Source organism: Pseudomonas sp. PLB05 (assembly GCF_021106615.1).
Classification (GTDB): domain Bacteria; phylum Pseudomonadota; class Gammaproteobacteria; order Pseudomonadales; family Pseudomonadaceae; genus Chryseomonas; species Chryseomonas benzopyrenica.
Genome location: NZ_JAJOHO010000002.1, coordinates 273530 through 295974, shown reverse-complemented (window position 1 = coordinate 295974; position 22445 = coordinate 273530). Strand labels below are relative to the sequence as shown.

Here is a 22445-nt window from a genome sequence, read left to right as displayed (position 1 = left end):
AGGGGCTTTCCTGTTACTGGACCTGGCGCAGCGGCGCCGGCGAAGGAGAAAGGGTGGCGGCGCGGATCACTTGTTCCACGTGGAACCGGGGCCGGGCACGGACGTCGTGGTACACCCGGCCGAGGTACTCGCCGAGCAGACCGAGGCCGACGAACTGGGCGCCGGTAAAGATGAACAGCACGGCGAACAGCGAGAACACGCCATCGGCCGCCCACTCGGCGCCGTGGGTGACGCGCAGCACCAGCAGCAGTGCGGCGAAGAGGAAACCGAAGATGGCCAGGCCACCGCCGAACAGGCTGAGCATGCGCAGCGGGGTGGTGGTCATGCAGGTCAGCAGGTCGAACATCAGGTTGATCAGCTTGAGGAAGCCGTACTTGGAATCCCCGTGTTCGCGCTCGGCGTGGGCCACCTCGATCTCGGTGGTGTGGCGGGCGAAGCTGTTGGCCAGGATCGGGATGAAGGTGCTGCGCTCGTGGCAGGCCAGCATCGACTGCACCACCTGGCGGCGATAGGCGCGCAGCATGCAGCCGTAGTCGCGCATGGCGACGCCGGTGGAACGCTGCACGGTGCGATTGATCAGCCGCGACGGCAGGGTGCGCAGGTAGGAGTCCTGGCGCTGCTGGCGCACGGTGCCGACCACGTCATAGCCCTGGGCGGCGGTGTGCACCAGGCGCGGGATCTCTTCCGGCGGATTCTGCAGATCGGCGTCCAGGGTGATGATCAGATCGCCACGGGCCTGCTCGAAGCCGGCGAGGATCGCCGAGTGCTGGCCGTAGTTGCGATTGAGCAGCACCGCCACGACGGGACTGTCCGGCTCGCTGGCGGCCTGCTGCAGCAGTTCGGCGCTGCGGTCGCGGCTGCCATCGTCGACCAGGATGATCTCCACCTGGCAATCCAGCAGGCGGCAGGCGGCGCGGGTGCGGCGCAAGAGTTCCGGCAGGCTGGCTTCTTCGTTGTAGACGGGGATCACCACGGATACCCGGTCGATGGCATAGGGCTTCATGCGCCTTTCTCCAGCAGGTCTTCGATGGCGCCGGCCACGCGGTCGACGTCGGCGAGGGTCATGTCGGGAAACAGCGGGATGGAGCACAGCCGGGCCGAATTCCATTCGCTGTTGGGCAGCGCCAGCTCCGGCCAGCGCTCGCGGTACCAGGGGTGCAGGTGGGTGGCGGTGAAATGGATACCGGTGCCGATGCCGCGCGCCTTGAGGCCGGCCATGAAGGCTTCGCGCTCCATCCCGCAACGCTCGGGGCAGATGCGCAGGATGTAGAGGTGCCAGGCGTGGGTCTGGGCATAGTCGGGCAGCGCCAGCGGGGCGACCGGCAGGTGCGCCAGGCGCTGGGTGTAGGCCTGGGCCAGCAGCCGCCGGCGGCTGTTGATGTCGCCCAGGCGATCCAGCTGCACCAGGGCCAGGGCGGCGTGGATGTCCGAGAGGTTGTATTTGAAGCCGGGCTCCTGCACCTGGGCCTGGGGCTTGCGGCCCAGGGCGTGACGGTCGAAGGCATCCACCGCCAGGCCATGGAATTTCAAGCGGCGCACCCGCTCGGCCAGGGTGGCGTCGTCGGTCACCAGCATGCCGCCTTCGGCGCAGGTCAGGTTCTTGATGGCGTGAAAGCTGAAGATGGCGGTGCCGCGCTGGCCGATGGACTCACCCTGGTAGCGGGTGCCGGCGGCGTGGGCGGCGTCTTCGATCAGCGCCACGCCATGCTCACGGGCCAGGGCGCGCAGCGGGGTCAGGTCACAGCTGGCGCCGGCATAGTGCACCGGCACGATGGCCTTGGTGCGCGGGGTGATGGCGGCGGCCACCTGCTCGGCGGAGACCATCAGGGTGTCGCGGTCGACGTCGACGAACACCGGGGTGGCGCCGATCAGGGTGATCATGTTGGCGGTGGAGACCCAGGTCAGCGAGGGGGTGATCACCTCGTCGCCCGGGCCGATGTCCAGCGCCAGCAGGGTCACGTGCATGGCGGCGGTGGCCGAGCACAGGGCCACGGCGTGGGCGGCGCCTACCGAATCGGCGAAGCGCTCTTCCAGCAGGTTGGCCTGGGGCCCGGTGGTGATCCAGCCCGAGGTCAGCACCCGGCTAACCGCGGCCACTTCCTCGGCGCCGATGCTGGGTCGGGAGAACGGCAGGAAAGGCTCGTCCAGCTGACGCGGGGCGGTGCTCTGGGACAGATCGGTCATGGCGGCTCATCCGAAGCGAGGGGCGCCGGGACAGGACAGCCGACGCGATGAGCCCAGGCTAAGGCGTCTTGCCTTACGGCCCCCTTAGCGCAACCTGACAACTGCCTGACAGCCGGTCAGCTCGCCGGCCACCCCCGTGAACCCCTTGGCAAAACAAGGGCTTAGCCTGTTACGAATGGGGTGCCGGTGGTCGGTGAGAGGCCTAGAATGCTGATCCCTGCCCCCTTGGCAGTCCCGAACCTGACACGAGAGACGACCGCGCCCATGCTGGACAACACCCTGAGCGAACTGGAAACCGCCATCCGCGACCTGCTGCAGCGCAACCAGCGCCTGACCGCCCGCACCCAGGAACTGGAGCAGGCCCTGCTGGCCGCGCGCGAGGAAAATGACACCCTGCAACTGAGTCTGCTGGAGCAGGAAGAACACGGCGCCAGCACCCGCCAGCGCGTGGAAGGCCTGCTGGCCCTGCTGTCTGCCCAGTCCGTCGAGCAGGCGGTAGCCGCCGACGCCGAGCAGCGCCACGCGGCCAGCGTCGAGTGAAGACCGCAGGCGCAGGCGCCAACGACGAGGTGGAGGTGCTCGGTCGCCGCTACCGCTTCAAGGTGGCCGAAGGCGACCGCGCCGCCCTGCAACAGGCCGCCGCCCGCCTGCGCGACGAACTGGTCGCCATCCAGGGCGATCGCCGCCGCGGTGACGCCATCGAACTGCTGGTCCTGGCCGCCCTGCGCCTGAGCCTGGACACCGCCGCCGATGCCGGCGCCCTGAGCGCCCTCGACGCCCGCCTCCAGGCCCTGACCGCCGAGGTACGGGCGACGCAGGAGGCCTAGCCTCATCCACAGAGGCACGGCACCCACGCCGCTCTGCCCTCTCTCCCATGGGAGAGAGTTGGGGTGAGGGCGCCGCTCCGCGCGAAGCCGACCTGCGCTCGACGCCGCCGTGTTGGGCTTCGACGATGGGGCCGTCTCAGCCCAACCTACGAAAGCCACAGGTTCCACCTGTGCGCGACTCCGTAGCGTGGATGACGGCGCAGCTTCATCCACGGAGGCACGGCACCCGCTCCGCCCCCTCTCCCTCGGGGAGAGGGCTGGGGTGAGGGCCACCCCCACTCTCTCATTCCCGCGCAACCGCCCTGCCCCGCTCATCTTGACCGCCCCGCGACCCCGTGCGAGTTTCGGGGTCCTTTCCCCTGCCCTGGAGGTCCGTCATGTCGGGTGTTCGCTGGCTCGCCCTGCCGTTGTTGAGTCTCGCCCTGGGCGCCCAGGCCGCGTCGGCACCGCTGCCGGACCTGCTGGACGCCATGGCCCAGCGCCTGACGCTGGCCGATCAGGTGGCCCGCAGCAAGTACGACAGCGGCAAGCCGGTGCTGGACGAAGCCCGCGAACGCCAGGTGCTGCAGGACGTCGCCCAGGCCGCGCCTGGCGCCAGCGTCTCCCCGGCCACCGCCCAGATCTTTTTCGCCGCCCAGATGGAAGCCAACAAGCTGGTGCAATACGGCCTGCTGCAGGCCTGGCGGCGCAACGAACAGCCGCTGCCCGCCAGCACGACGGACCTCACGGCACTCAGGACCCAGCTGAACGAACTCCAGGCCAGGCTGCTCGGCGGTCTCGCCGCCACCGGCGAATTGCGCGCCGCCGCGGACTGCCCGGCGCAGCTGGAGCACGCCCTCGCCGCCCATCTCGCCGCCGCGCGCCCCGATGATCTCCACCGCCTGGCCCTGGTGCGGGCGCTGGGCGATTTCTGCACACTGCCGCGCTGAGAGCCTGTGCATAATCGGCGGCACGGCGACCGAACCGCGTTGAATCCAAGGACCCTACATGCACATCCTGCTCGTTGAAGATGACGCCACCCTGGCCGACGGTATCCGCCGCGTCCTGGAAGGCCATGGCATGCAGGTCGACCTCCTGCGCACCGGCGCCGAGGCCGACGCCTGGCTGCGCACCACCCGCTTCGCCGTGGTGGTGCTGGACATCGGCCTGCCCGGTGGCCTGGACGGCTTCGAGGTGGTCCGCCGTCTGCGCCAGCGTGGCAGTGATCAGCCGGTGCTGCTGCTCACCGCCCGCGACGCCATCGACGACCGGGTACATGGCTTCGAGGTGGGTGCCGACGACTACCTGGTCAAGCCCTTCGCCGTGCCCGAGCTGGTGGCGCGGATCAAGGCGCTGGTCCGTCGCGCCGGTGGCCAGAACAGCGCCGACCTCACCCTTGGCGTCTTGCGCCTGGACACCGCCGCCCACCAGGCGCGCCTTGGCGACACCTCGCTGGATCTCTCGGCCCGCGAGTGGGCGGTGCTCGAACACCTGCTGCGCCAGGCCGGCAAGGTGGTCTCCAAGCAGCAGATCATCGACGCCCTGGCCCCCTGGGGCAGCGAGGACCTGACCCACAACGCCGTGGAGGTCTATGTCTCGCGGCTACGGCTGAAACTGGCCGACTCCGGGGTCGGCATCCGCACCGTGCGCGGCTTCGGCTATCGCCTGGAAGAAGCCGCGCCATGACGACCGCCACCGCGCCCAGCCTGCGCCGGCGGCTGCTGAAATGGCTGGTGCTGCCGGTGCTGCTGGTCAATCTTGGCGGCGCCCTGGTCAGCTACCAGTTCGCCCGCAAACCGGCGTTCAGCGCCCTGGACGGCGATCTCACCGATGCGGCGATCCTGTTGCTCGAACAGCTGGAAGTGGATGGCAACGGCCGCCTGTGGCTGCCGACCGAAGCCGACTACCTGCTGCGCCACAACAGCCACGACCACGTCTGGCTGGCGGTGCGCAGCCTCGAAGGCCAGCTGCTGTTCGGCGATGCCGCCATGCCGGTCCAGGAAATCACCGACGAGATGCGCGACGGCCATACCACCGCCCTGCGCACCCGCATCAACGATCGCTCGGTGTTCATGGTCGGCCGCCTGGGCGTAGTGGCCGGGCAACGGGTGGTGGCCAGCGTGGCCCAGACCCTGAGTCGCCACACCGCCGCCCTGCAGCGCATGGTGCTGACCCTGGTGGCGGTGCAGATCCTGGTCGCCCTGCTGATCGCCGCCCAGCTGCTCTGGGCGGTGCGCCGGGGCCTCAAGCCCCTGGAACGGCTGGAGCGTCAGCTCGACAGCCGCCACTACGATGACCTGGCGCCACTGCGCGAAGAGGGTGCGCCTCGCGAACTGGGCACCTTCGTCACCGCGCTCAACGGCCTGCTGCTGCGCATCCGCGAGGGCGCACGCAACCAGCGCGCCTTTCTCGATGACATGGCCCACCAGTTGCGCACCCCGCTGGCCGGCATCAGCACCCTGACCCAGTGGCTGCGCCAGCGCCATGCCGGGGATGCTGAAAGCGCCGCGGCCCTGGCGCAACTCCAGGCCGCCACCGAGCGCATGACCCGCCAGACCAACCAGTTGCTGACCCTGGCCCGCGCCGCCACCGCACGCCTGGAAAGTCCGCCACGCGAACCCCTGCGGCTGGACGAGCTGATCGGCGCAGCCATGCCCAGCCAGCTGGCCCAGGCCGATGGCCACGGCATCGACCTGGGCTACGAACTGGAGCCGCAGACCGTGCAGGGCAACGCCTTTCAGCTGCGCGACCTGCTCGACAACCTGGTCGACAACGCCCTCAGATACACCCCGCGCGGCGGTCAGGTCACGGTGCGGCTGCGTGGCCAGGCCGGAGCGACGGTACTGGAGGTGGAAGACGACGGCCCGGGCATTCCCGAGGCGGAGCGCGAGCGGATCTTCGAGCGCTTCTATCGCCTCGACAGCGGCATCCACGGCACGGGTCTGGGGCTGGCCATCGTCCGCGACATCGCCACCGCCCACGACGCCGGCATCGAACTGGCGACCGCAGCAGGCGGCCAGGGCCTGCGCGTGGCCATCCATTTCCCGCCCCTGGTCGTGACCCCGGCGGAGGCTTCGTAGGTTGGGCTGAGCCCTGCGAAGCCCAACACGCCCTGGCCAACCCTACACCTTAGCACCCTCGCCACCCCGGATTCTCCAGCAACACCGCCATCCCCTGCCCGCCACCAATGCACACCGCCGCCACGCCATACCTGAGCCCCTCGGCGCGCAACTGACGCGCCAGGGTGATGGCCAGGCGCAGCCCGGTGGCGGCCAGCGGATGACCCAGGGCGATGGCGCCGCCGTGCACATTGAGGCGCGCCGGATCCAGCTCCAGGGCGCGCTGCACCGCCAGCAGCTGGGCGCCCTGGGCTTCGTTGATCTCCAGGCGGTCGATGGCGTCCAGCGCCAGGCCGGCGCGGTCGAGCAGGCCCTGGATGGCCGGCACCGGACCGCTGCCCATGAGGTCCGGCGGCACCCCGACCACGCAGCTACTCCGCACCCAGGCCAGCGCCCGTTCCGATGCGGCGTCCGCGCCCCGCGCCAGCAGCACGGCGGCGGCGCCGTCGGCCACCGCGCAGCTATTGCCGGCAGTCTGGACGCCGCCCGGATGTACCGGCGTCAGCCGCGCCAGAGCCTCCGGCGACGTCTCGCGCGGATGGCTGTCATGCTCGACCACCGCGCAGCCCCGCGGCAGGCGCAATTCCCTTGGCGCCAGCCCCGCAGACTCGAAGCGAGCCGCCGCCACCGGCACGATCTCTTCCGCGAACCAGCCCTGGCGCTGGGCGGCCAGGGCGCGCTCGAAGCTGCGCAGCGCCCAGGCATCCACAGCCTCGCGGGCGATGCCGTGGCGCTGCGCCAGGCGCTCGGCGGTGGCGATCATGTCCAGCCCGACCGCCGGGTCCTTGAGCGCCTCCCAGAGAAAGTCGTGGAATTCCACCGGCGCGCCGAGGCGAAAGCCGCTGCGGTGGGTGTAGGCGGCGATGGGATTGCGGGTCATGGACTCGGCCGCCACACCCAGCACTCGACTGGCCTGGCCGCTCTGCAACTGGTCACTGGCCTGGCGCAGGAGTTCGAGGCCGGTGCCGCAGACCCGTTGCACCTGCAACGCCGGTACCGCCTCGGGCACCCCAGCATAGAGGCCGATATGGCGTGGCAGCAGATAGGCGTCGAAGCTGGCCTGGGCCACCGAGCCGGCCAGCACGGAATCCACCGCCCCGGCGTCGTGGCCGCGCGCCAGCAGCGCCCGGGCCACGGCGATACCCAGGTCGGTGGGTGATACCTGCCCCAGAGCGCCATTCAGATCGGTCCAGGGCGTGCGCACGCCATTCAGCAGCAGGACATCGTCGTAGAGCGCACTCATTCCGCTAGCCATCGGGTACTCCTCTATTGCAGCAGATAGGCGTCGTAGACCACCGCCTTGCCCAGGCGCATGGCACTGCCCACGCCAATGGCGCGGTTGAGCCAGGCATAGGCCGGGGCGGCGGTCTCGAAGGTCAGGGTGACGCGAAAGAAATAGCGCCGTGGGTCCACCGGCTTGCCGGCGGCCAGCTCGCGCATCACCTCTGGCGGGCCATAGCGATAGCCCTTGGTCTGCAGATAGATCAGGGCGCCGTCGTCGGTCTGCAGCAGATAGCGGGTGTCGATGATGGCCAGGCCATCGGCGGTCACCACCTGCCAGTCGGCGCCGTTGTCGAGGATCCGCCCGTGCAGGCGCTGGCCGTCGAAGCGGCCGCCGGTGATGGGGATGATGCGCCGCTTGCCCAGGTCGCTGGTCTGGCCCAGCTCCCACACCGGCGCGTCGAGGGCTACCTCGAAACGCGCCAGGGGTTCGAGCTGCAATGGTGGTGGCGTGGCGGTGGCCGGATCGCCGTCCGCCGTGGCCGCGCGGGCCAGGCCGGTCATCATCAGCAACGTGACCAGCAGCAGGCTACGCATGACGGGGAGCCTCCACGCGGGCGGTGGCCGCGGGCGCCGCCGTCCGCCTTTGCAGCAGGGCCAGCACCGCGCCCGCGGCCACCAGCACCGCCGGGGTGGTGGCCACCACCAGGGTCGCCGCACCCCCGCCCAGGGCCAGGACCTGGCCCGCCAGCAGCGGTCCGGCCATGGCGCCCAGGCGCCCGACCGCCACCGCCGCACCGGTTCCGGTCGCCCGTACCGCCGCCGGATAGAGCTGCGGCGCCAGGGCATAGAGCACCAGTTGGCCGCCAACCACGAACAGCCCGGCGGCGAAACCGGCCAGGGCCACCAGCGGATAGGCCTTGGCCAGACCCAGCCCGGCCAGACCCAGCAGGATGCCCAGGTAGATGGCCAGCACCGTCAGCCGTGGCCGCCAGCGATCCATGAGCAGGCCGAACAGCACCGAGCCGATGCCGCCGCCCAGGTTGAAGAGGATCTGCACCCCCACCGCCTGGCCGCGGCTGAAGCCCTGGCCCACCAGCAGCGAGGGCAGCCAGTTGAGCAGCATGTACATCACCGTGAGGGTGAAGAAGTAGCCCAGCCACAGCAGCAGGGTGGTCGATAGCGGGATGGCGCCCAGCCAGGCCCCGCGCGGCCCGTTCGCCTGAGGTCCGCCTCGATTGCGCAGAAAGCCGGCGGTCTCCGCCAGGTAGCGTCCGAGCAGCGGCGCCACCAGCAGCGGCGCCAGGCCGCCGACATAGAACACCGTCTGCCAGCGGCCGACGTCCAGCAGCCCCACCACCGCCGCCAGGGCGCCACCCAGGGGTACGCCGCAGTACATCAGGCTGACCGCCGTGGCGCGGGCGCGCTCGTCCACCGACTCGGCGGACAGGGCGATCAGATTGGGCAGGGCGCCGCCCAGGCCGATGCCGGTGAGCAGCCGCGCCAGCAGCAGGCTCTCCAGACTCCAGACATGGGCGGTGGCCACCGAGAAGACCCCGAAGATCAGCACGCAGGCGATCAGCACCTTCTTGCGGCCGATGCGATCGGCGCACCAGCCGCCGATGAAGGCGCCGGGCAGCAGGCCGAGGATGCTGGCGCTGAACACCAGGCCCATCTGCCCCGGCTGGAAGCCGAAGGCCTTGGCCATGGCCGGGGCGGCGATGCCCATGGCCTGGAGGTCCATGCCCTCCAGCAGGGCGACGATAAAGCACAGCAGCAGGGTCAGGCGGGCCCCGGGCGGGGCGGTCGAGAGCAGGCGCATGGTGGGCTCCTCAGAAGCGGAAGGTGGTGGCGGCCATCAGGAAGCTGGTGTCGTCGCCAGCGGCCTGACGCACGGCGGCACCGGCCTGGAAGTAGCTGTATTCCAGGTCCAGGGTCAGGTTGGCGGTTGGCATCCAGCGCAGGTTGTTGCGCCAGAGGGTGCCGGCCTTGCGCGCCGAGCTGGCCGCGGTGCCCGGCACTGTGGTCATGCCCGGCAGGTAGACGCCGTCTTCGGTGCTCTGCCGCCAGACGCCGAACAGCCCGCTTTCCAGCTGCAGGGTCGGTCGCGGCGCCAGGGTCAGCAGCGGGCCGACCAGATAGAGGTTGGCCAGGGTGGTGAGACCGGAGTCGCCATAGAAGCCATTCTTCGGATAGAGCGGATCGAAGGTGCCGACGCGGTCGTCGCCCAGGCCGTGATCGCCACTGGCGGCGTCCACCCGCAGGGCCAGACGCGGCTTCCAGGCGCCGCCCAGGCGATAGCCGGTTTCGCTGCTCAGGCCCCAGGCGCGGATCCGGGCGCCGGCCAGATGCCCGCCCTGCCCGGCCAGGTCCCAGCTCCAGTCCCAGGGACCGGCGTTGCCGAACAGGCGGATGCCGGCGGTGTAGCGCTTTTCCGCACCGGTCAGACCGTCCAGGGTGCGCTGATCGGTCTCCAGGCCGAAGCCGTAGACATCCAGCTTGAGCGGTCCGGCCAGCGGCAGGGTGCCGTAGAGGCCATAGAACTTGACCGCGTTGTTGGAGCCATCGTCGAAGCTGTCCTCGCCGGTCACCACGGGCCTCAGGCCGAAGGCGTCCAGCCGGTAGCCGTCCGGGCGACTCCAGGCCAGGCGCAGGCCGTCGAAGTTGAGGCGGATGTTGCGGGCGTCGCGGTAGGTGACGAAGGCCTGGTTGCCGTAGCCCAGCTCCTGGCGGCCGATGCGGGTCATCAGCTTGCCGCCGGCCAGCGGTGTGTTGAGGTCGATGAAGGCCTGGTGCAGTTCGGTGCGGCTCTGGTCGTAGGGCCCGTAGAGCGCCTTGTTCCAGGCGCGGGTGTTTTCCAGCTGGACGAAGGCGCGCACGGCGTCGTCGAACAGGTGCAGGTCGGCGTGCAGCTGCAGGCGCTGCTGGATGTAGTGATCGGTATCCACCCCACGCCGGCCAAAGACCGGATTGCGGATGCTGTCGAAGCGATAGCGCGCCTCGCCGCCGGTCTGCAGCCAGGCCGAATCGCCGAGGCGCTGGTAACGCAGACCGTCGAAGGGATCGGTGCGCTTGGCCGGATCGTCGAGGAAGCGATAGTCCTCGGCCCAGCGCGGCGGCCCGGGCGGCAGGGGACGCGCCGTCTCCAGGCTGTTGAGGGGCTTGGGGCGGGCACTTTCCAGGGTGGTGGAAGGCGCGGCGAAGGCGCCCTGGCTGGCCAGCAGGGAGGCGAGAGAGGCAAAGGCGAGGCACGAGCGGGCCCGTGCGCAGGCCAAAAGCGAGCGCGAAAGAGACATGAGGTGACCGTCCTGACGAAAGAGGCGGAGGGCGCCGCGAGGCGCGGGGATCAGGGCCTAGCGGGCGCGGATCGGCTGAGCGTCAGGAGGGAAAGCGGTGGGATAGCGAGCTGACATGGCGGGTGTTCCTTTTTTGTTGTTGTCGTCACCGTAAGAGGCCGTGCGGCCCTGGTTCGATGATGGTCGATGCCAAAAATGGATCAAGCCATCCCACCCGAATCTGGCCGATTACCGAACGTTATATTTGTTAACTTTATCGCTGGGAGACGACTGGTCACCTGCGCCTATCAACGTCGCCTGACTCGCGATTTGTAACAATGCCTACCCTGGAGGGGTCCATGAGGAGGCCCGTACGGGTTAAGGTTCCTTCTCTCACGATCGAAAAGGCGAACTCATGAGCTCCAAGACCCCTCTCCTGCTGGCCGGTGCCGCGCTCTTCACCCTGCTGGCGGGTTGCGGCTCGCACGAAACCCAGAGCAGCCCGACGGCGGCCTCCTCGGCCCCGAGCGGTGCCGTCAGCAGCAGTGGCCGGTGCAACTCCGATGCGGTCCAGGATCTGGTCGGCAAGGCCCTCTCCCCGGCTCTGGCCGAAGAAGGCCGGCAGCGCGCCGGTGCCCAGGTCGTCCGCGTGGTCCGTCCGCAGGACCCCATGACCATGGACTTCAACTCCCAGCGGCTGACCATCACCACCAGCGCCAGCCTGGTGGTACAGACCGCCACCTGCGGCTGATCCCTAGCGCACCCCACGACCTGCCGGCCACTGCCGCGCAGGTCGACGTCTGCCGCTAGAGGCCGAAGCCCTGGCGCAGGGCCGCCACGCTGTGGAAGTGAAAGGCCGGGCGGTGGCGCTCCAGCTCTTCCCGACTGCCGAAGCCATAGCCCAGGGCCACCGCCGCCACGCCGTTGGCCTGGGCGGCGATCAGGTCGTGCTCGCGGTCACCCAGCATCAGGCAACTCTCCGGCGCCAGGCCTTCGGTTTCCAGCACGAAACGCAGCAGCTCGGTCTTGTCGGTGCGGGTGCCATCCAGCTCGCTGCCATGCAGGGCGGTGAAGAACTCCGTCAGGGCGAAATGTCTGAGGATCTCCACGGCGAACACCCGCGGCTTGGCCGTCACCAGATAGAGCCGCCGCCCGGCCGCCTGCAGCTCGGCCAGCAACTCACGGATGCCCGCATAGACCTCGTTCTCATAGAGGCCGGTGGCGCGAAAATACCCCCGATAGGCTTCCACCGCGCGCCAGGCCCGCGCCTCGTCGAAGCCGTAGTGGGTCATGAAACTCTGCAGCAGCGGCGGGCCGATGAAGACCTCCAGCTTGCGCAGATCGGGCTCCTCGATGCCCTCGGCGCGCAGCGCCACCTGGATCGCCCGGGTGATGCCCAGGCGCGAATCGGTGAGGGTGCCATCGAGATCGAACAGCAGATGGGGGTGATGCATGGGGTGTCCTGGGCGGCGGAGATACTGGCCAGTATGGCGACCGGGGGCAGAGATCGGTAGGCTCGACTGCTCCACTGGAAATGAGTCTTGTTCGCTGATGCCGCTTTCGCCCCGTTTCGCCCGTCAGAGCGCCTGGCTGGCCCTGCCGCTGCTGCTCGCCCTCGCCGCTCCCGGCCAGGCCCGTCCCATCGATCAGCCCATGGATGCCCAGGTGCTCCAGCAGCCGGGCCACGGCTATGCCTTCAGCGAGCTCAAGCTGGATTCCGTCGATGGCGCCCGCCACTACCAGGTATGGATCGCCCGACCCGCCACCCCGGTACCGGCCGCCGGCTATCCGGTGCTCTACCTGCTCGACGGCAACGCCGCCCTGGGCGGGCTGAACGCCGAGTTGCTCGACACCCTGGCCAAGCGGCCCAATCCGCCCGTACTGGTCGCGGTGGGCTATGTCGGCGGCAAGCGCATCGACGGCCCCGGACGGGCCTACGATTACACGCCGTCGGCGCCTACCAGCGAACGCTTTCGCGAGATGGCCACCGGTGGCGCCGACGTCTTCCTGGCCTGGCTGCTGGACCGCCTGGAACCGGCAGTTGGCCGTCAGGTGCCGCTGGATCATGGCCAGCGCGCGCTCTGGGGTCACTCCCTGGGCGGGCTGTTCGTCCTCCACGCCCTGCTCACCCGCCCGGACGCCTTCGCCCAGGGCTACGCCGTGAGTCCCTCGCTGTGGTGGAGCCCTACCGTGCTGCCGCAAGACGACGAGCAATTGAAAGAGCGTTTCAAGGCGCACCCGGCCCGCCTGGTGCTACTGCAGGGCGGCGCCGAACGCGAGCTGCCCGCGCACTTCCAGAGCGAGGTCCCTGCCGATGCCACCCGGCGCCTGGCCGACCGCCTCGGCCAGCTCCCCGGCATCCGGGTGCGCTACGAGGTGCTCGAAGGCCTGGGCCACGGCCCCATGTTGCCGGCCTCGCTGAAAGCCGTGCTGAGCGAGTGGCGCTAGTCCGCCAGCCAGCGATACATCACCAGGCAATCCACCAGCCCCAGGCTGGCATGGCGATAGGCCCTGGGTAGGGTACCGACGATCTCGAAGCCGTGTTTCTGCCACAACCGCACCGCCACTTGGTTGCTGGCCACCACCGAGTTGAATTGCATGGCCTGGAAGCCCAGTTCGCGAGCCACCTGCACGGAGTGCTCGCAGAGAGCACCGGCCACGCCCTGGCCACGGGCGGCGGGAGCGACCATGTAGCCGCAATTGCAGACGTGATCGCCCGGGCCCATGGCATTGGCCTTGAGGTAGTAGCTGCCGAGAATCTGGCCATCGCGTTCGGCGACGAAGGTTGCCCGGGGCAATTCCACCCATAGTCGCCAGGCGTCGTCGCGGCTCATGTCCGGGTCGTAGGCGTAGGTCTCCCGGGCCTGGGCGACCTGCTGGATCAGCGGCCAGACCTGATCGAAATCGGCGGCTACGAAGGGGCGAATCTGCATGGGTGACTCCGGTGGACGAAAGAGTTGCCAGTGTCGCCTAGCCGGCTGCCGCTGCCAAATCATCGCCCTCTTCCAGCAGTCCCTGACCGCCCTGGCGACAGGCCGCCAGCAACTCCTCGGCCAGGCCCTCGTCGTCCAGCGCCCGCGCCAGCGCCACGCCACCGATCAGGGTGGTGACCAGCTGCAGCGCCCGGGCGCGCCGCTGCGCCGGCGGCCCCGACAGATCCCGTTCCAGCCGGCTGACGAAGCGCGCGAAGAAGCGCGTATAGCTGCCACGGATGGCGGCCTCCCGATGGGTGACATCGGCCGCCAGAAAGGCCAGCGGACAGCGCAGCGAATCGCCCTCGGCATGCTCGCGACTCAGGTAATGCTCGACCAGCTGGCCGAGGCCTGAGCGGCCGAGACTGTCGAGCCGGGCGCTGCCGACCTGGGCGGCATGGGCGATGGCCTGGTCATAGACCTCGGTCTTGTTGCGGAAGTGGTGATAGAAAGCGCCGCGGGTGAGACCGGCATCGGCCATCAGGTCATCGAGTCCGACCGCATCGAAGCCCCGGAGGGCGAACAGGCGGGCGGCGCTGTCGAGGATGCGCTGGCGGGTCTGCGCGCGCTGATCAAGGGGCCAAGCCATGGTTGCTCCAGATTATGTTCTTGAACATAAGGTCTCCTTTGCCAGCATCGCGGTTTCTTTGCAAGGAGTCTGCAGCATGAAGCCCTATCTCTTCGGCCCCGCCTTCAGCACCCTGGTGCGCAGCGTGCGCCTCCATGCTCTGGAGCGCGGCCTGGACCTGCCCTGTGGCCTCGCCCCGGGTGGCCAGGCCATCGCCTGGCGCAGCGAGGCCCACCTGGCGCTACATCCCTTCGGCCAAGTGCCGGTGCTGCTCGATGGCGAGCAACGGATCTTCGAGACCCTCGCCATCTGCAGCCATCTCGATCGTCAACTCGCGCCGGAGCACGGCGGTAATCCGGAGCAGGACGCCTGGAGCAGTGCCCTGCTGACCACAGTGGATACCCATCTGGTCCGCCGCTATCTGCTGCGGATCGCCGGGCCACGACCCGAGCCCTTCCGCACGCCGGAAGAGCAGCAGCGCGCCCTGGCCGCCGTCGACGCGACCCTGGGCGTGCTCGATCGCCAGCTGGGTGACCAGCGCTTTCTCTGCGGCGCCGAGTTCAGCCTGCCCGACGCCCTGCTGGTGCCCATGCTGGACTACCTGGAGCCCCTGCCGGAACTCCGCTGGCCGGCGAGCTGGCCCCGCCTCGCCGCCTATCTCGACCGCCTGCGCGCGCGACCCTCCGGCCAGGCGATCCTGGTGGCGACCGACTTCAAGCTGCGGTGAGCCCGTAAGAGCCACTGGAGCTACCGGTGACCACTTACCGTCCCCAACACACCCCACCATCCCCTCTCCCTCGGGGAGAGGGCCAGGGTGAGGGCTCACCCACCACCCCCGCCTACCTGCTAGCCTTGGAAGCTCCCTCCTCAGCCCAAGGACCGCCCATGACCACCGTCCGTCCCATCGCCCTCGTCACCGGTGCCTCCCAGGGCATCGGCCGCGCCGTCGCCCTCGGCCTGCTCGCGGACGGCTTCCGCGTGGTCCTGGCAGCCCGTCGCGCCGAACCCCTGGAGGCCCTCGCCGAAGAGGCCCGGCAACAGGGCGGCGAAGCCCTGGCGGTACCCTGCGATGTCACCGATGCCGCCAGCGTCGAGGCCCTGTTCGCCCGCATCCGCGACACCTATGGCCGTCTCGACCTGCTGTTCAACAATGCCGGCGTCGGCGCCCCGGCGGTACCCATCGACGAGTTGGAGCTGGACGCCTGGCACCGGGCGGTCAACACCAACCTCACTGGGGTCTTTCTCTGCAGTCGGGCCGCCTTCGCCCTGATGCGCGCGCAGTCGCCCCGTGGCGGGCGCATCATCAATAACGGCTCCATCTCGGCGCACACGCCCAGGCCCTTCAGCGCGCCCTACACCGCCACCAAGCACGCCGTGGCCGGTCTGACCAAGGCCCTGGCTCTGGACGGTCGCGCCTTCGATATCGCCTGCGGCCAGATCGACATCGGCAACGCGGCCACCGAGATGACCGAGCGCATGGCGAGTGGCGTGCTCCAGGCCGACGGCAGCACTGCCGTGGAACCGCGCATGGACGTCAAACACGTCGCCGACGCCGTCCGCTACATGGCCAGCCTGCCACTGGACGCCAACGTTCAGACACTGACGGTGATGGCGACCAAGATGCCCTATGTGGGTCGGGGCTAAGGGGTTCCACGTGGAACCCGATCAGACAGGGAGCAGGAAATGAATCCAACCGAAGTCGTCTCCTTCTGGCGCGCCGCCGGCCGGCGCCAGTGGTTCAACGGCGGCCCTGCCTTCGATGCCGAATGCCGCACTCGCTTCGAGGCCGCGCATCTGGCCGCCAGCCGCGGGGAACTGGACGGCTGGGCCACCGGCGCCGAAGGCGCCCTGGCCCTGTGCCTGCTGCTCGATCAGATCCCGCGCAATATCTATCGTCATAGCGGCCACGCCTTCGCCACCGACGGCCTGGCCTTGAGGCACGCGCGCCAGGCGATCGACGCCGGCCTGGATCAGCAGGTCGAAGCCGAGTTGCGCGCCTTTTTCTATCTGCCGTTCGAACACTCCGAAGCCCTGGCCGATCAGCAGCGCTCGCTCGACTTGTTCGAGGATCTGGGCATCGAGCACTACCGGCGCTATGCCGAGGCCCACTTGGAGGTGATCGCTCGCTTCGGTCGCTTCCCGCACCGCAACCGGGCGCTGGGGCGGCTCAGTACGCCGGAGGAACAGGCTTGGCTGGATGCTGGCGGCGGTTTCTAGCCGTTTCTTCTGGCCGCCGAGACAGGCTGCCTCAGCCCCGCCACTCCACTACCAGATCCGCCCGGGCTCTATCGCCGTCGATCAGTCGCGCATTGGGCTCGTCGGTGCTTTCCACCCAGGCCTCGGCCTCCGCGCGGCTGCGGCCGAAGTGCATGTGGCGGGCGACCAGGCGTTCACGGCGCTCCGCGGGATCGACGCGCACGTACCAGCACTCGTCGAACACCTCGGCGACATCGCTCCAGGGCGCCTGGGTCAGCAGCAGGTAGTTGCCCTCGCTGATCACCAGCTGGGTCTCGGCGGGGACCGGGATGGCATTGGCGATGGGCTCCTCGATCTCGCGATTGAACAGCGGCGCATAGACGGTCTCCCTGGCCACCGGCGTCTTCAGCCGCTGCAGCAGGGCGCGATAGCCGCGCGCATCGAAGGTGTCCGGCGCGCCCTTGCGTTGCGCGCGACCCAGGCGGGCCAACTCGCGATTGGCCAGGTGATAGCCGTCCATGGGCACCACCACGGCACGCTCGCCCAGCGCCGCCGCCAGCAGCTCGGCTACGGTCGACTTGCCCGCACCCGGGGTGCCCGCGATGCCCAGCAGGCGACGTCCACCCTGGGCCAGCAGTGCCGCGGCGCGGGCCAGCAGTTCAGCTGGGAGTTGCAGGCCATCGACCGGACGCTGGCTGCTCATGCCGGCACCCCCGGCAACGTGAGGATGGAAACCGCAGGCAGACATGGGAAAACGGTCATGGCGAAGGTTCCGGCAATAGGGATCGCGGCACGCTAGCACCCACCGCCGCGGTCGTCGACTCGGGGGCTGCGCCGGCGGAAAGCGATCACAGTCTGCAGCCATACGAGCGGATCACCGCTGCGCCCCCTCGGCATCCACCCGGCGCTCTCGTACACTCCGCTTCCAATCGGCCGCAAGCCGCCGTGTGCCTTATACAAAGGGATTTGGTCGCCATGAAGAAACCATTACTCACCACCCTCGCCGGTGTGGCCCTGGTCGCCGTCGGCACTGCCGTGGGCGGCGCCTGGTACACCGGCACCCGGCTGGAGGGCGAATTGCGCCAGGCCGCGAGCCAGGCCCAGGTGGCCCTGCAGGCGCAACTGCCCGAGTACCCCTTGCAGCTGCAGCTGGTCGAGCTGCAACGCGGTGTCTTCAGCAGCACCGCCACCTTCAGCCTGACCGTGCAGGCCGAGGATCGGCCGCCCGTGGAGGTACTGCGGGTGCTCGACGACATCCAGCACGGCCCCTTCCCCCTGACCCGCCTCAAGTCCCTGCAGCTGGCGCCGGTCATGGCGGTCAACCGCTTTACCCTGGCGCGTACGCCGCTCACGGCCGATCTCTTCACCCTGGCCAAGGGCGCCGAACCCGTGCAGCTCGACGCCACCCTGGGCTACGACCGTGCGGTGGACGGCGGCCTGACCCTGGCCGCCCTGCACCTGGACCAGCCCCAGGGCGCGGTGGCCTTCTCCGGTCTGAACGCCACCTTCCACACTGACATGGAGGCCAGCCGACTGCGTCTGGACAGCACGGTCGGCCAATTCAGCCTCAATGTGCGCACGCCGGATGGCTGGGCCAAGCTGGAGACCGAAGGTTTCGGGCTGACCGGCGACAACCGCCGCAATGCCGATGGCTTCTGGCTGGGCCCGGGTCAGCTGCGCCTGGGGCGCCTGCTGCTGGCCATGCCCGGCAAACCCGCGGTGGAGCTGCGGGACCTGCAGCTCCAGGGCGACACCCAACAACAGGGCCAGCAACTGGCGGGGACGCTCAATGCCAGCCTCGGCCGACTCGACATCGCCGGCCAGACCCTGGGCAAGGCGAGTCTGAGCAGTCACTACAGCAATCTCGACAGCCCGGCCCTGGCCCAGCTCAACGCCCTGCTGCAGCACCTGCAGCTGGATACCGAGCAGGGTCTCGATCCCACCACCCAGGCGACCTTGCAGCAGCACCTCGGCGATGTGCTCGCCGCGCGTCCCCAACTGGTGGTGGATGACCTGCGCTTCGATACTCCCGGCGGCAGCAACCACCTGCGCCTGGACCTGACCCTGGCCAAGCCAGCGACCTACGATCTACCGCCGGAGCAACTCGCGGCCCAGCTGCTGGCCGGTCTCGATGCGCGCCTGTCGGTGGCGCGGGGCAGCCTGGTGGATGGCGTCCTGTTCCAGGGCGGCGCCCAGCGCACTCAGCCAGCCATGCAGCAACAGGCCCAGGCCACCGCCGAAGCCTTGGCCGGCATCGGCCTGAACAGCGGCCTGCTCAAGGCCGAAGGCGAGGATCTGGTGGCCACCCTGAATTACAGCGCCGGGCGGCTGATGCTCAACGGCCAGGAGGTACCGCCGGAACAGCTGCTGGCCCTGCTGGAACGCCCGCAACCCACGGCACCCGCCAAACCCCAGGGCAAGGCGCCGTAGCGCTAGTGGATGTTTGGGCTGTTGGGCTTCGACGATAAAGCCGTCTCAACCCAACCTACGCAGGCTCCGTAGGTTGGGTTGAGCTACGCGAAGCCCAACAGGCCCCAACCGACCTACTTCAACTCCAGCCCGCCACTGGCCTTATTCAGCTCGCGCAGGTGCTTGCCGAGCAGGTCCAGGTTACCTTCGGTCAGGTCCAGGCCGTCGCGGGCCTCTGGCGAAAGCAGCTGGCGGACCTCGTTGTTGAGGGTGTCTCTGAGGCTGCGCAGGTGCGCCTGGCGCTTCTGGCTCTCGGCGGTCAGCTGTTCCCACTCGCCCGGTTGCGGCAGGCCGTAGCCGTCGGTGCCGAGCAGCTCGGCGGGGCGGCTCAGGTAGCCGCTGTCCTTGAGGATCTGCTCCAGGGCACCACCGGCCTTGCCGAAGCGCGCCTTGTCCACCGCATCCTGGCCCAGGTAGCGATCCTTGAGCTCGGTCTGCGCCTGCAGCAAGGCTCGGCGATAGGCCGCCTGCTCCAAGAGCAGCAAGGCGGCGCTGGCGCGCAGATCGGCGCGCTGGAAGTGCTCGCGGCGCTGCTGCGGGGTCAGCGCCAGCCAGGCCTCGACGTCCCCCTGGGGCAGGTTCAGGCGCTCCCTGGCCACTTTGAACATGGCCTGGAAGCGCTCGCGGAAGCTGTCGAAGCGATAGCCCAGCCGCAGCGCCTCGCGCGGATCGTCCAGCACCGAGGTGTCCACCAGATCCTTGAACCTGAGCGCGTCCATCAGCCCGGTGGGGGTGATGACATCGAGCTGGGCATCGGCCAGACGCGGCACGCCGTCGTGCAACAGCTTGAAGGTTTCCACAGCGCAGTTGTTGGTGACGAAGTAGTACTGGCCGTCATAGCTCCAGTGCACCTGGGCGGTGCGTTCGAGAAAATCGGCGATCTCCGGGCGGGTCAGCTTGAGCGGGACCGATTGCAGGCCGCGCAGCTCCACCTTGGTGTACTCGTCCACCACCTGGGCCAGCGGCAGCACGAACAGCCGCGAGGGGTAGGAGCCGGTCAGACCGCGCCAGCTGGAGAGCTGGACGTCGTTGACGAAGGCCCGGAACGACAGCACCAGGTGGTATTGCAGGTCCAGCCGGCAATCCGGGCCGCGTGGCCGACCGGGGGCGCAGACCACCAGGCGCAGCATGCTGTGGCCCCAGCGGCTCATGACCTTCTCGTTGCCCTCGGCCAGCAGGTAGTCGACCGCATAGACCCGCTCCGGATCGAGCCAACCCAGGGGCGCCTCGCCGAAGTCGTTGCCGGCGTTGAGATAGGGATAGCGCCCCGGACAGGCATCGTGCGCCGGCGACCAGCCGAAGTGCTCGGCGAAGTAGCGCTGCAGCGCCGGCCGCCGGCAGGCGTAGCTCGGGTCGAGCAGGAAGTACTCCATGTTCACCGCCACGAATTCCTTCGGGTTGGTGACTTCATAGAGATCGGGACTGCGGGCGATGAAGAGGTTCTTGGACTCGCGATTGCCATGCTTGCGCGTCTTTACCTGCCAACCGGCCAGGTCCAGCAGCCGCGGATCGTCGGACAGGGTGTAGCTGCGCCCGGCCTGGCCCTGGCATTTCACCGGCAGCTGGTCGGAGGTTAGCCCCAGGCCGCCGCAGGAGAGGATCAGCTGGCGCTGCGCGGGCGTCCAGACGCGCTCGCGGTCATAGAAGTGGGTCAGCTCGTGCAGCACCGTGGCCAGCAGTTCGCGGTGCTGGGTGCCGTGGGGGCGACCGGTCTGGATGCGGGTGTCGCTGCCGTCCACCAGACTGGGCAGCAGGCGGCGATTGAGCAGCAGGTTGCGCCGATCCGCCTCGCCATAGGCTTCTTCCAGCAGCTCGCTGCTCCAGCGTACCGGGATGCGCTCATCCAGCGCCGCCTTGAATTTGGGTGGCAGCAGGGCCTGGGCTTCAGCCAGCAGTTGCTGGGTCGCCTGTATCTGCGCGGGCGTCAGGCCCTGGGTGTCGAGTTCGAGGTGCAGGGCGGCCTGGGCCCCACCGAGGGCCAGGCCGGCCGCGAGGCCGGCCAGCCACTGCCGCAGCCGGCCGGCGCGGTTCTTCACAGCGCCAGGATGGCCTGGGCCAGCTGCAGGTCGTTGGCCTGGCGCGCAGCCGGGAACTGGTCGCGCAGGCTGCGGAAGGCTTCTTCCAGCTGGACGCCACGGATGTCGCCGTCGGTGGCGACGAAGCTGGCGGCATCGCCACGCGCGGCCTGGATCATCTTGGCGTCGCGGATGGAGGTGGTGGTGTCGGAAGTGAAGTCGATGCTGCGCTGCAGCGCCCGCACCACGATGTTACTGGTGGCCACCAGGGTCTGGGCCTGAGCCAGGCTCGAAACGCCCAGGGTCAGGGCAGCGGCGATAAGCAGGGAACGGCGCATGGATACTCCAGGGATGTCACGGAATTGAAACGGACTACTGACTCAGAATCGCCTGGGCGAGTTCCCGGTCGGAGGCGTGCAGCGCCGGATCGGCCGCACGCAGGGCTCTCAAGGTTTCTTCCAGCTGGGCACCGCGCAGGGCGCCGTCGGTGGCGACGAAGGCCGCGGCATCGTCACGGGCCGCCAGGACCAGCTTGTTCTGGAAGGGACCGGTGGTGAGCTGGCTGGTGCCGTAGATGGTCTTGACCAGACCCTCGGTGGTGGAGTCGAACGCCAGGACCGGCGTGGCGAGACAGAGGCCGAGCAACAGCGCGGCAGAACGACGGATATGCATGGATGACGACCCTCCGGTGGCAGATGGTCGCCAAGGCTAACGCAGCCCCCCGTTCCGGGCTAGCAGCCACGGAGTACGGGGGTATCGCGGTGTTGCGCGTCAGATGGCGAGAATCGCCTGGGCCAGCTGACCATCACTGGCCTGACGCAGTTCGGGCGCCTGACTGCGCAGGTGGTCCAGCGCCGCTTCCAGGCGTACGCCGCGGATGTCGCCGGCGCTGCCAACGTAGGTGGCCGCATCGTCACGGGCTTCCTGGACCAGCTTGTCGTTCTTGAAGGAGCCGGTGATGGACGAGGTGGTGTCCGAGGTCGCATCGATGGCGTTGACGATGATGTCGGTCGTGACATAGAAGCTCGACGCCGAGGCGGCGGTGGACAGGCAGAACAGCGCCGCGGCGGCGCCCAGGTGCAGGGTTTTCATGGGGGACTCCCGTCTGGATAGGCTTGACTGAGACTACCGCCAGCCCGAGGAAGTCGCACTTCGGCGCAGATTTTCACTCCCGCCAGAAGGGCTTGCCGCCTTCGCGGTACTGATCCGCGAGATTCAGTCCCAGATCGGCCAGGGCGCGGCTGTCCAGTTGCTGCAGTTGCCGTCGGCTCTGGACCCGCGATCGCCAGCGGACGAGCAGCTCGCACAGGTGGCGTAATCCACGCCGGTGAATGACGAAACGGGCAAGGGCGATACCGGGCGATAAGCGATCCATGGCGAGATCCAGCGAGGTGGCAGAGGAGTCTCAGCTTCGCCGCTGGCACCGGAGCGAACCACTTACAGCTGCGCGACACTGTATCCGTACAAAATTAAAAATTTTTAATCTGTACCTGTCGCTACTGTCCGGACCGCTCTAGCAGGGCGGACTGCGCCGGTTGGAAGGCACACGGCTGTATCCCCGCCCTGCGGCGTATGCCTGATCTGCCCGAGTCGCTACAATCGACCCTTTCAGCGCCCATT

Annotated in this window: 26 protein-coding genes; 11 read left to right on the top strand and 15 right to left on the bottom strand. The window is 68.9% G+C overall.

Annotated elements, in window-relative coordinates; all coding sequences use genetic code 11:
- Positions 1–13: 13 nt before the first annotated feature.
- Positions 14–1003, bottom strand: coding sequence for an undecaprenyl-phosphate 4-deoxy-4-formamido-L-arabinose transferase (arnC, locus tag LRS53_RS08105; protein ID WP_231355578.1), 990 nt, complete (start codon positions 1001–1003; stop codon positions 14–16).
- Positions 1000–2148 carry a UDP-4-amino-4-deoxy-L-arabinose aminotransferase gene (gene arnB, locus LRS53_RS08100; protein ID WP_231356108.1) on the bottom strand — a complete coding sequence of 383 codons (1149 nt, stop codon included), beginning with the start codon at positions 2146–2148 and terminating at the stop codon, positions 1000–1002. The genes arnC and arnB overlap by 4 nt, the downstream gene beginning before the upstream one ends.
- A 300-nt stretch (positions 2149–2448) precedes the next feature.
- Here arnB and LRS53_RS08095 point away from each other — a divergent pair, with 300 nt between their 5' ends.
- From LRS53_RS08095 to LRS53_RS08075, 5 genes are all read left to right on the top strand, one after another.
- On the top strand, positions 2449–2724 hold the full coding sequence (locus LRS53_RS08095) for a hypothetical protein (RefSeq protein ID WP_007161495.1): 276 nt from the start codon (positions 2449–2451) through the stop codon (positions 2722–2724).
- Complete coding sequence (gene zapA, locus LRS53_RS08090) at positions 2721–3011, top strand: cell division protein ZapA (protein ID WP_231355577.1); 291 nt, start codon at positions 2721–2723, stop codon at positions 3009–3011. Before LRS53_RS08095 ends, zapA begins: the two co-directional genes overlap by 4 nt.
- A gap of 377 nt (positions 3012–3388) precedes the next feature.
- Entirely contained in the window at positions 3389–3940 is a 552-nt protein-coding gene (locus LRS53_RS08085; protein WP_231355576.1) for a chorismate mutase, read from the top strand.
- A 58-nt stretch (positions 3941–3998) separates the two neighbouring features.
- Entirely contained in the window at positions 3999–4676 is a 678-nt protein-coding gene (locus LRS53_RS08080) for a response regulator transcription factor (RefSeq protein ID WP_068384534.1), read from the top strand.
- Positions 4673–6070, top strand: a complete 1398-nt coding sequence (locus LRS53_RS08075; protein ID WP_231355575.1) for a sensor histidine kinase — start codon at positions 4673–4675, stop codon at positions 6068–6070. Before LRS53_RS08080 ends, LRS53_RS08075 begins: the two co-directional genes overlap by 4 nt.
- Positions 6071–6119: 49 nt before the next feature.
- Here the strand turns inward: LRS53_RS08075 and LRS53_RS08070 are convergent, their stop codons facing one another.
- The 4 genes from LRS53_RS08070 to LRS53_RS08055 are packed head-to-tail and all read right to left on the bottom strand — an operon-like array spanning position 6120 to position 10626.
- Positions 6120–7352: a thiolase family protein gene (locus LRS53_RS08070; protein ID WP_442968504.1), complete on the bottom strand. Its 1233-nt coding sequence runs from the start codon at positions 7350–7352 to the stop codon at positions 6120–6122.
- Positions 7353–7375: 23 nt separating this feature from the next.
- Entirely contained in the window at positions 7376–7927 is a 552-nt protein-coding gene (locus LRS53_RS08065; protein ID WP_231355573.1) for a DUF3237 domain-containing protein, read from the bottom strand.
- Positions 7920–9152 (bottom strand): 3-(3-hydroxy-phenyl)propionate transporter MhpT, encoded by a 1233-nt coding sequence (mhpT, locus tag LRS53_RS08060; protein ID WP_231355572.1) that lies wholly within the window; start codon positions 9150–9152, stop codon positions 7920–7922. Before mhpT ends, LRS53_RS08065 begins: the two co-directional genes overlap by 8 nt.
- Before the next feature lie 10 nt (positions 9153–9162).
- Positions 9163–10626: an alginate export family protein gene (locus LRS53_RS08055; protein WP_231355571.1), complete on the bottom strand. Its 1464-nt coding sequence runs from the start codon at positions 10624–10626 to the stop codon at positions 9163–9165.
- 394 nt (positions 10627–11020) lie between these two features.
- Here LRS53_RS08055 and LRS53_RS08050 point away from each other — a divergent pair, with 394 nt between their 5' ends.
- Positions 11021–11356 carry an I78 family peptidase inhibitor gene (locus LRS53_RS08050; RefSeq protein WP_231355570.1) on the top strand — a complete coding sequence of 112 codons (336 nt, stop codon included), beginning with the start codon at positions 11021–11023 and terminating at the stop codon, positions 11354–11356.
- 55 nt (positions 11357–11411) lie between these two features.
- On the opposite strand, the gene LRS53_RS08045 is transcribed toward LRS53_RS08050, so the two are convergent.
- A complete protein-coding gene (locus LRS53_RS08045) occupies positions 11412–12059 on the bottom strand; it encodes an HAD hydrolase-like protein (protein WP_231355569.1) in 648 nt (215 codons plus the stop codon).
- A 97-nt stretch (positions 12060–12156) separates the two neighbouring features.
- Here LRS53_RS08045 and LRS53_RS08040 point away from each other — a divergent pair, with 97 nt between their 5' ends.
- On the top strand, positions 12157–13053 hold the full coding sequence (locus tag LRS53_RS08040; RefSeq protein WP_231355568.1) for an alpha/beta hydrolase: 897 nt from the start codon (positions 12157–12159) through the stop codon (positions 13051–13053).
- Here the strand turns inward: LRS53_RS08040 and LRS53_RS08035 are convergent.
- Together LRS53_RS08035 and LRS53_RS08030 are read right to left on the bottom strand one after the other, a co-directional pair.
- Positions 13050–13538, bottom strand: a complete 489-nt coding sequence (locus LRS53_RS08035; protein ID WP_231355567.1) for a GNAT family N-acetyltransferase — start codon at positions 13536–13538, stop codon at positions 13050–13052. The genes LRS53_RS08040 and LRS53_RS08035 overlap by 4 nt on opposite strands.
- Positions 13539–13575: 37 nt before the next feature.
- Positions 13576–14166: a TetR/AcrR family transcriptional regulator gene (locus tag LRS53_RS08030; protein WP_231355566.1), complete on the bottom strand. Its 591-nt coding sequence runs from the start codon at positions 14164–14166 to the stop codon at positions 13576–13578.
- 76 nt (positions 14167–14242) lie between these two features.
- Between LRS53_RS08030 and LRS53_RS08025 the strand changes: the two genes are divergently transcribed.
- The 3 genes from LRS53_RS08025 to LRS53_RS08015 all read left to right on the top strand — a co-directional run bounded on the left by LRS53_RS08025 (position 14243) and on the right by LRS53_RS08015 (position 16362).
- Complete coding sequence (locus tag LRS53_RS08025) at positions 14243–14872, top strand: glutathione S-transferase family protein (protein ID WP_231355565.1); 630 nt, start codon at positions 14243–14245, stop codon at positions 14870–14872.
- A 158-nt stretch (positions 14873–15030) separates the two neighbouring features.
- A complete protein-coding gene (locus LRS53_RS08020) occupies positions 15031–15789 on the top strand; it encodes an SDR family oxidoreductase (RefSeq protein WP_231355564.1) in 759 nt (252 codons plus the stop codon).
- A gap of 39 nt (positions 15790–15828) precedes the next feature.
- Positions 15829–16362, top strand: a complete 534-nt coding sequence (locus LRS53_RS08015) for a DUF924 family protein (protein ID WP_231355563.1) — start codon at positions 15829–15831, stop codon at positions 16360–16362.
- A 31-nt stretch (positions 16363–16393) separates the two neighbouring features.
- Here the strand turns inward: LRS53_RS08015 and LRS53_RS08010 are convergent, their stop codons facing one another.
- Positions 16394–17044: a nucleoside/nucleotide kinase family protein gene (locus LRS53_RS08010; protein WP_231355562.1), complete on the bottom strand. Its 651-nt coding sequence runs from the start codon at positions 17042–17044 to the stop codon at positions 16394–16396.
- Between the two features lie 272 nt (positions 17045–17316).
- Between LRS53_RS08010 and LRS53_RS08005 the strand changes: the two genes are divergently transcribed.
- Positions 17317–18771 (top strand): YdgA family protein, encoded by a 1455-nt coding sequence (locus LRS53_RS08005; RefSeq protein ID WP_231355561.1) that lies wholly within the window; start codon positions 17317–17319, stop codon positions 18769–18771.
- Positions 18772–18884: 113 nt separating this feature from the next.
- Here the strand turns inward: LRS53_RS08005 and LRS53_RS08000 are convergent, their stop codons facing one another.
- The 5 genes from LRS53_RS08000 to LRS53_RS07980 all read right to left on the bottom strand — a co-directional run bounded on the left by LRS53_RS08000 (position 18885) and on the right by LRS53_RS07980 (position 22200).
- On the bottom strand, positions 18885–20846 hold the full coding sequence (locus LRS53_RS08000; protein WP_442968489.1) for a DUF7844 domain-containing protein: 1962 nt from the start codon (positions 20844–20846) through the stop codon (positions 18885–18887).
- Positions 20843–21163: a DUF2388 domain-containing protein gene (locus tag LRS53_RS07995; protein ID WP_007160025.1), complete on the bottom strand. Its 321-nt coding sequence runs from the start codon at positions 21161–21163 to the stop codon at positions 20843–20845. Before LRS53_RS07995 ends, LRS53_RS08000 begins: the two co-directional genes overlap by 4 nt.
- A gap of 34 nt (positions 21164–21197) precedes the next feature.
- Positions 21198–21497, bottom strand: coding sequence for a DUF2388 domain-containing protein (locus LRS53_RS07990; RefSeq protein ID WP_037006567.1), 300 nt, complete (start codon positions 21495–21497; stop codon positions 21198–21200).
- Between the two features lie 99 nt (positions 21498–21596).
- Entirely contained in the window at positions 21597–21917 is a 321-nt protein-coding gene (locus LRS53_RS07985; RefSeq protein WP_231355560.1) for a DUF2388 domain-containing protein, read from the bottom strand.
- 73 nt (positions 21918–21990) lie between these two features.
- Entirely contained in the window at positions 21991–22200 is a 210-nt protein-coding gene (locus tag LRS53_RS07980; protein ID WP_064307700.1) for a DUF1127 domain-containing protein, read from the bottom strand.
- Positions 22201–22445: the final 245 nt, after the last annotated feature.

Excerpts from the sequence above, each read along its gene's own strand:
- LRS53_RS08005 (WP_231355561.1), top strand. The coding sequence starts at position 17,317 with ATGAAGAAACCATTACTCACCACCCTCGCCGGTGTGGCCCTGGTCGCC.
- LRS53_RS08075 (WP_231355575.1), top strand. The coding sequence starts at position 4,673 with ATGACGACCGCCACCGCGCCCAGCCTGCGCCGGCGGCTGCTGAAATGG.
- LRS53_RS07980 (WP_064307700.1), bottom strand. The coding sequence starts at position 22,200 with ATGGATCGCTTATCGCCCGGTATCGCCCTTGCCCGTTTCGTCATTCAC.
- LRS53_RS08065 (WP_231355573.1), bottom strand. The coding sequence starts at position 7,927 with ATGCGTAGCCTGCTGCTGGTCACGTTGCTGATGATGACCGGCCTGGCC.
- LRS53_RS08020 (WP_231355564.1), top strand. The coding sequence starts at position 15,031 with ATGACCACCGTCCGTCCCATCGCCCTCGTCACCGGTGCCTCCCAGGGC.
- LRS53_RS07985 (WP_231355560.1), bottom strand. The coding sequence starts at position 21,917 with ATGAAAACCCTGCACCTGGGCGCCGCCGCGGCGCTGTTCTGCCTGTCC.
- LRS53_RS07995 (WP_007160025.1), bottom strand. The coding sequence starts at position 21,163 with ATGCGCCGTTCCCTGCTTATCGCCGCTGCCCTGACCCTGGGCGTTTCG.
- LRS53_RS08095 (WP_007161495.1), top strand. The coding sequence starts at position 2,449 with ATGCTGGACAACACCCTGAGCGAACTGGAAACCGCCATCCGCGACCTG.
- LRS53_RS08070 (WP_442968504.1), bottom strand. The coding sequence starts at position 7,352 with ATGAGTGCGCTCTACGACGATGTCCTGCTGCTGAATGGCGTGCGCACG.
- LRS53_RS08015 (WP_231355563.1), top strand. The coding sequence starts at position 15,829 with ATGAATCCAACCGAAGTCGTCTCCTTCTGGCGCGCCGCCGGCCGGCGC.
- LRS53_RS08010 (WP_231355562.1), bottom strand. The coding sequence starts at position 17,044 with ATGAGCAGCCAGCGTCCGGTCGATGGCCTGCAACTCCCAGCTGAACTG.
- LRS53_RS08040 (WP_231355568.1), top strand. The coding sequence starts at position 12,157 with ATGCCGCTTTCGCCCCGTTTCGCCCGTCAGAGCGCCTGGCTGGCCCTG.
- LRS53_RS08050 (WP_231355570.1), top strand. The coding sequence starts at position 11,021 with ATGAGCTCCAAGACCCCTCTCCTGCTGGCCGGTGCCGCGCTCTTCACC.
- LRS53_RS08045 (WP_231355569.1), bottom strand. The coding sequence starts at position 12,059 with ATGCATCACCCCCATCTGCTGTTCGATCTCGATGGCACCCTCACCGAT.
- LRS53_RS08055 (WP_231355571.1), bottom strand. The coding sequence starts at position 10,626 with ATGTCTCTTTCGCGCTCGCTTTTGGCCTGCGCACGGGCCCGCTCGTGC.
- LRS53_RS08025 (WP_231355565.1), top strand. The coding sequence starts at position 14,243 with ATGAAGCCCTATCTCTTCGGCCCCGCCTTCAGCACCCTGGTGCGCAGC.
- LRS53_RS08035 (WP_231355567.1), bottom strand. The coding sequence starts at position 13,538 with ATGCAGATTCGCCCCTTCGTAGCCGCCGATTTCGATCAGGTCTGGCCG.
- LRS53_RS08080 (WP_068384534.1), top strand. The coding sequence starts at position 3,999 with ATGCACATCCTGCTCGTTGAAGATGACGCCACCCTGGCCGACGGTATC.
- LRS53_RS08085 (WP_231355576.1), top strand. The coding sequence starts at position 3,389 with ATGTCGGGTGTTCGCTGGCTCGCCCTGCCGTTGTTGAGTCTCGCCCTG.
- arnC (WP_231355578.1), bottom strand. The coding sequence starts at position 1,003 with ATGAAGCCCTATGCCATCGACCGGGTATCCGTGGTGATCCCCGTCTAC.
- mhpT (WP_231355572.1), bottom strand. The coding sequence starts at position 9,152 with ATGCGCCTGCTCTCGACCGCCCCGCCCGGGGCCCGCCTGACCCTGCTG.
- LRS53_RS08030 (WP_231355566.1), bottom strand. The coding sequence starts at position 14,166 with ATGGCTTGGCCCCTTGATCAGCGCGCGCAGACCCGCCAGCGCATCCTC.
- LRS53_RS07990 (WP_037006567.1), bottom strand. The coding sequence starts at position 21,497 with ATGCATATCCGTCGTTCTGCCGCGCTGTTGCTCGGCCTCTGTCTCGCC.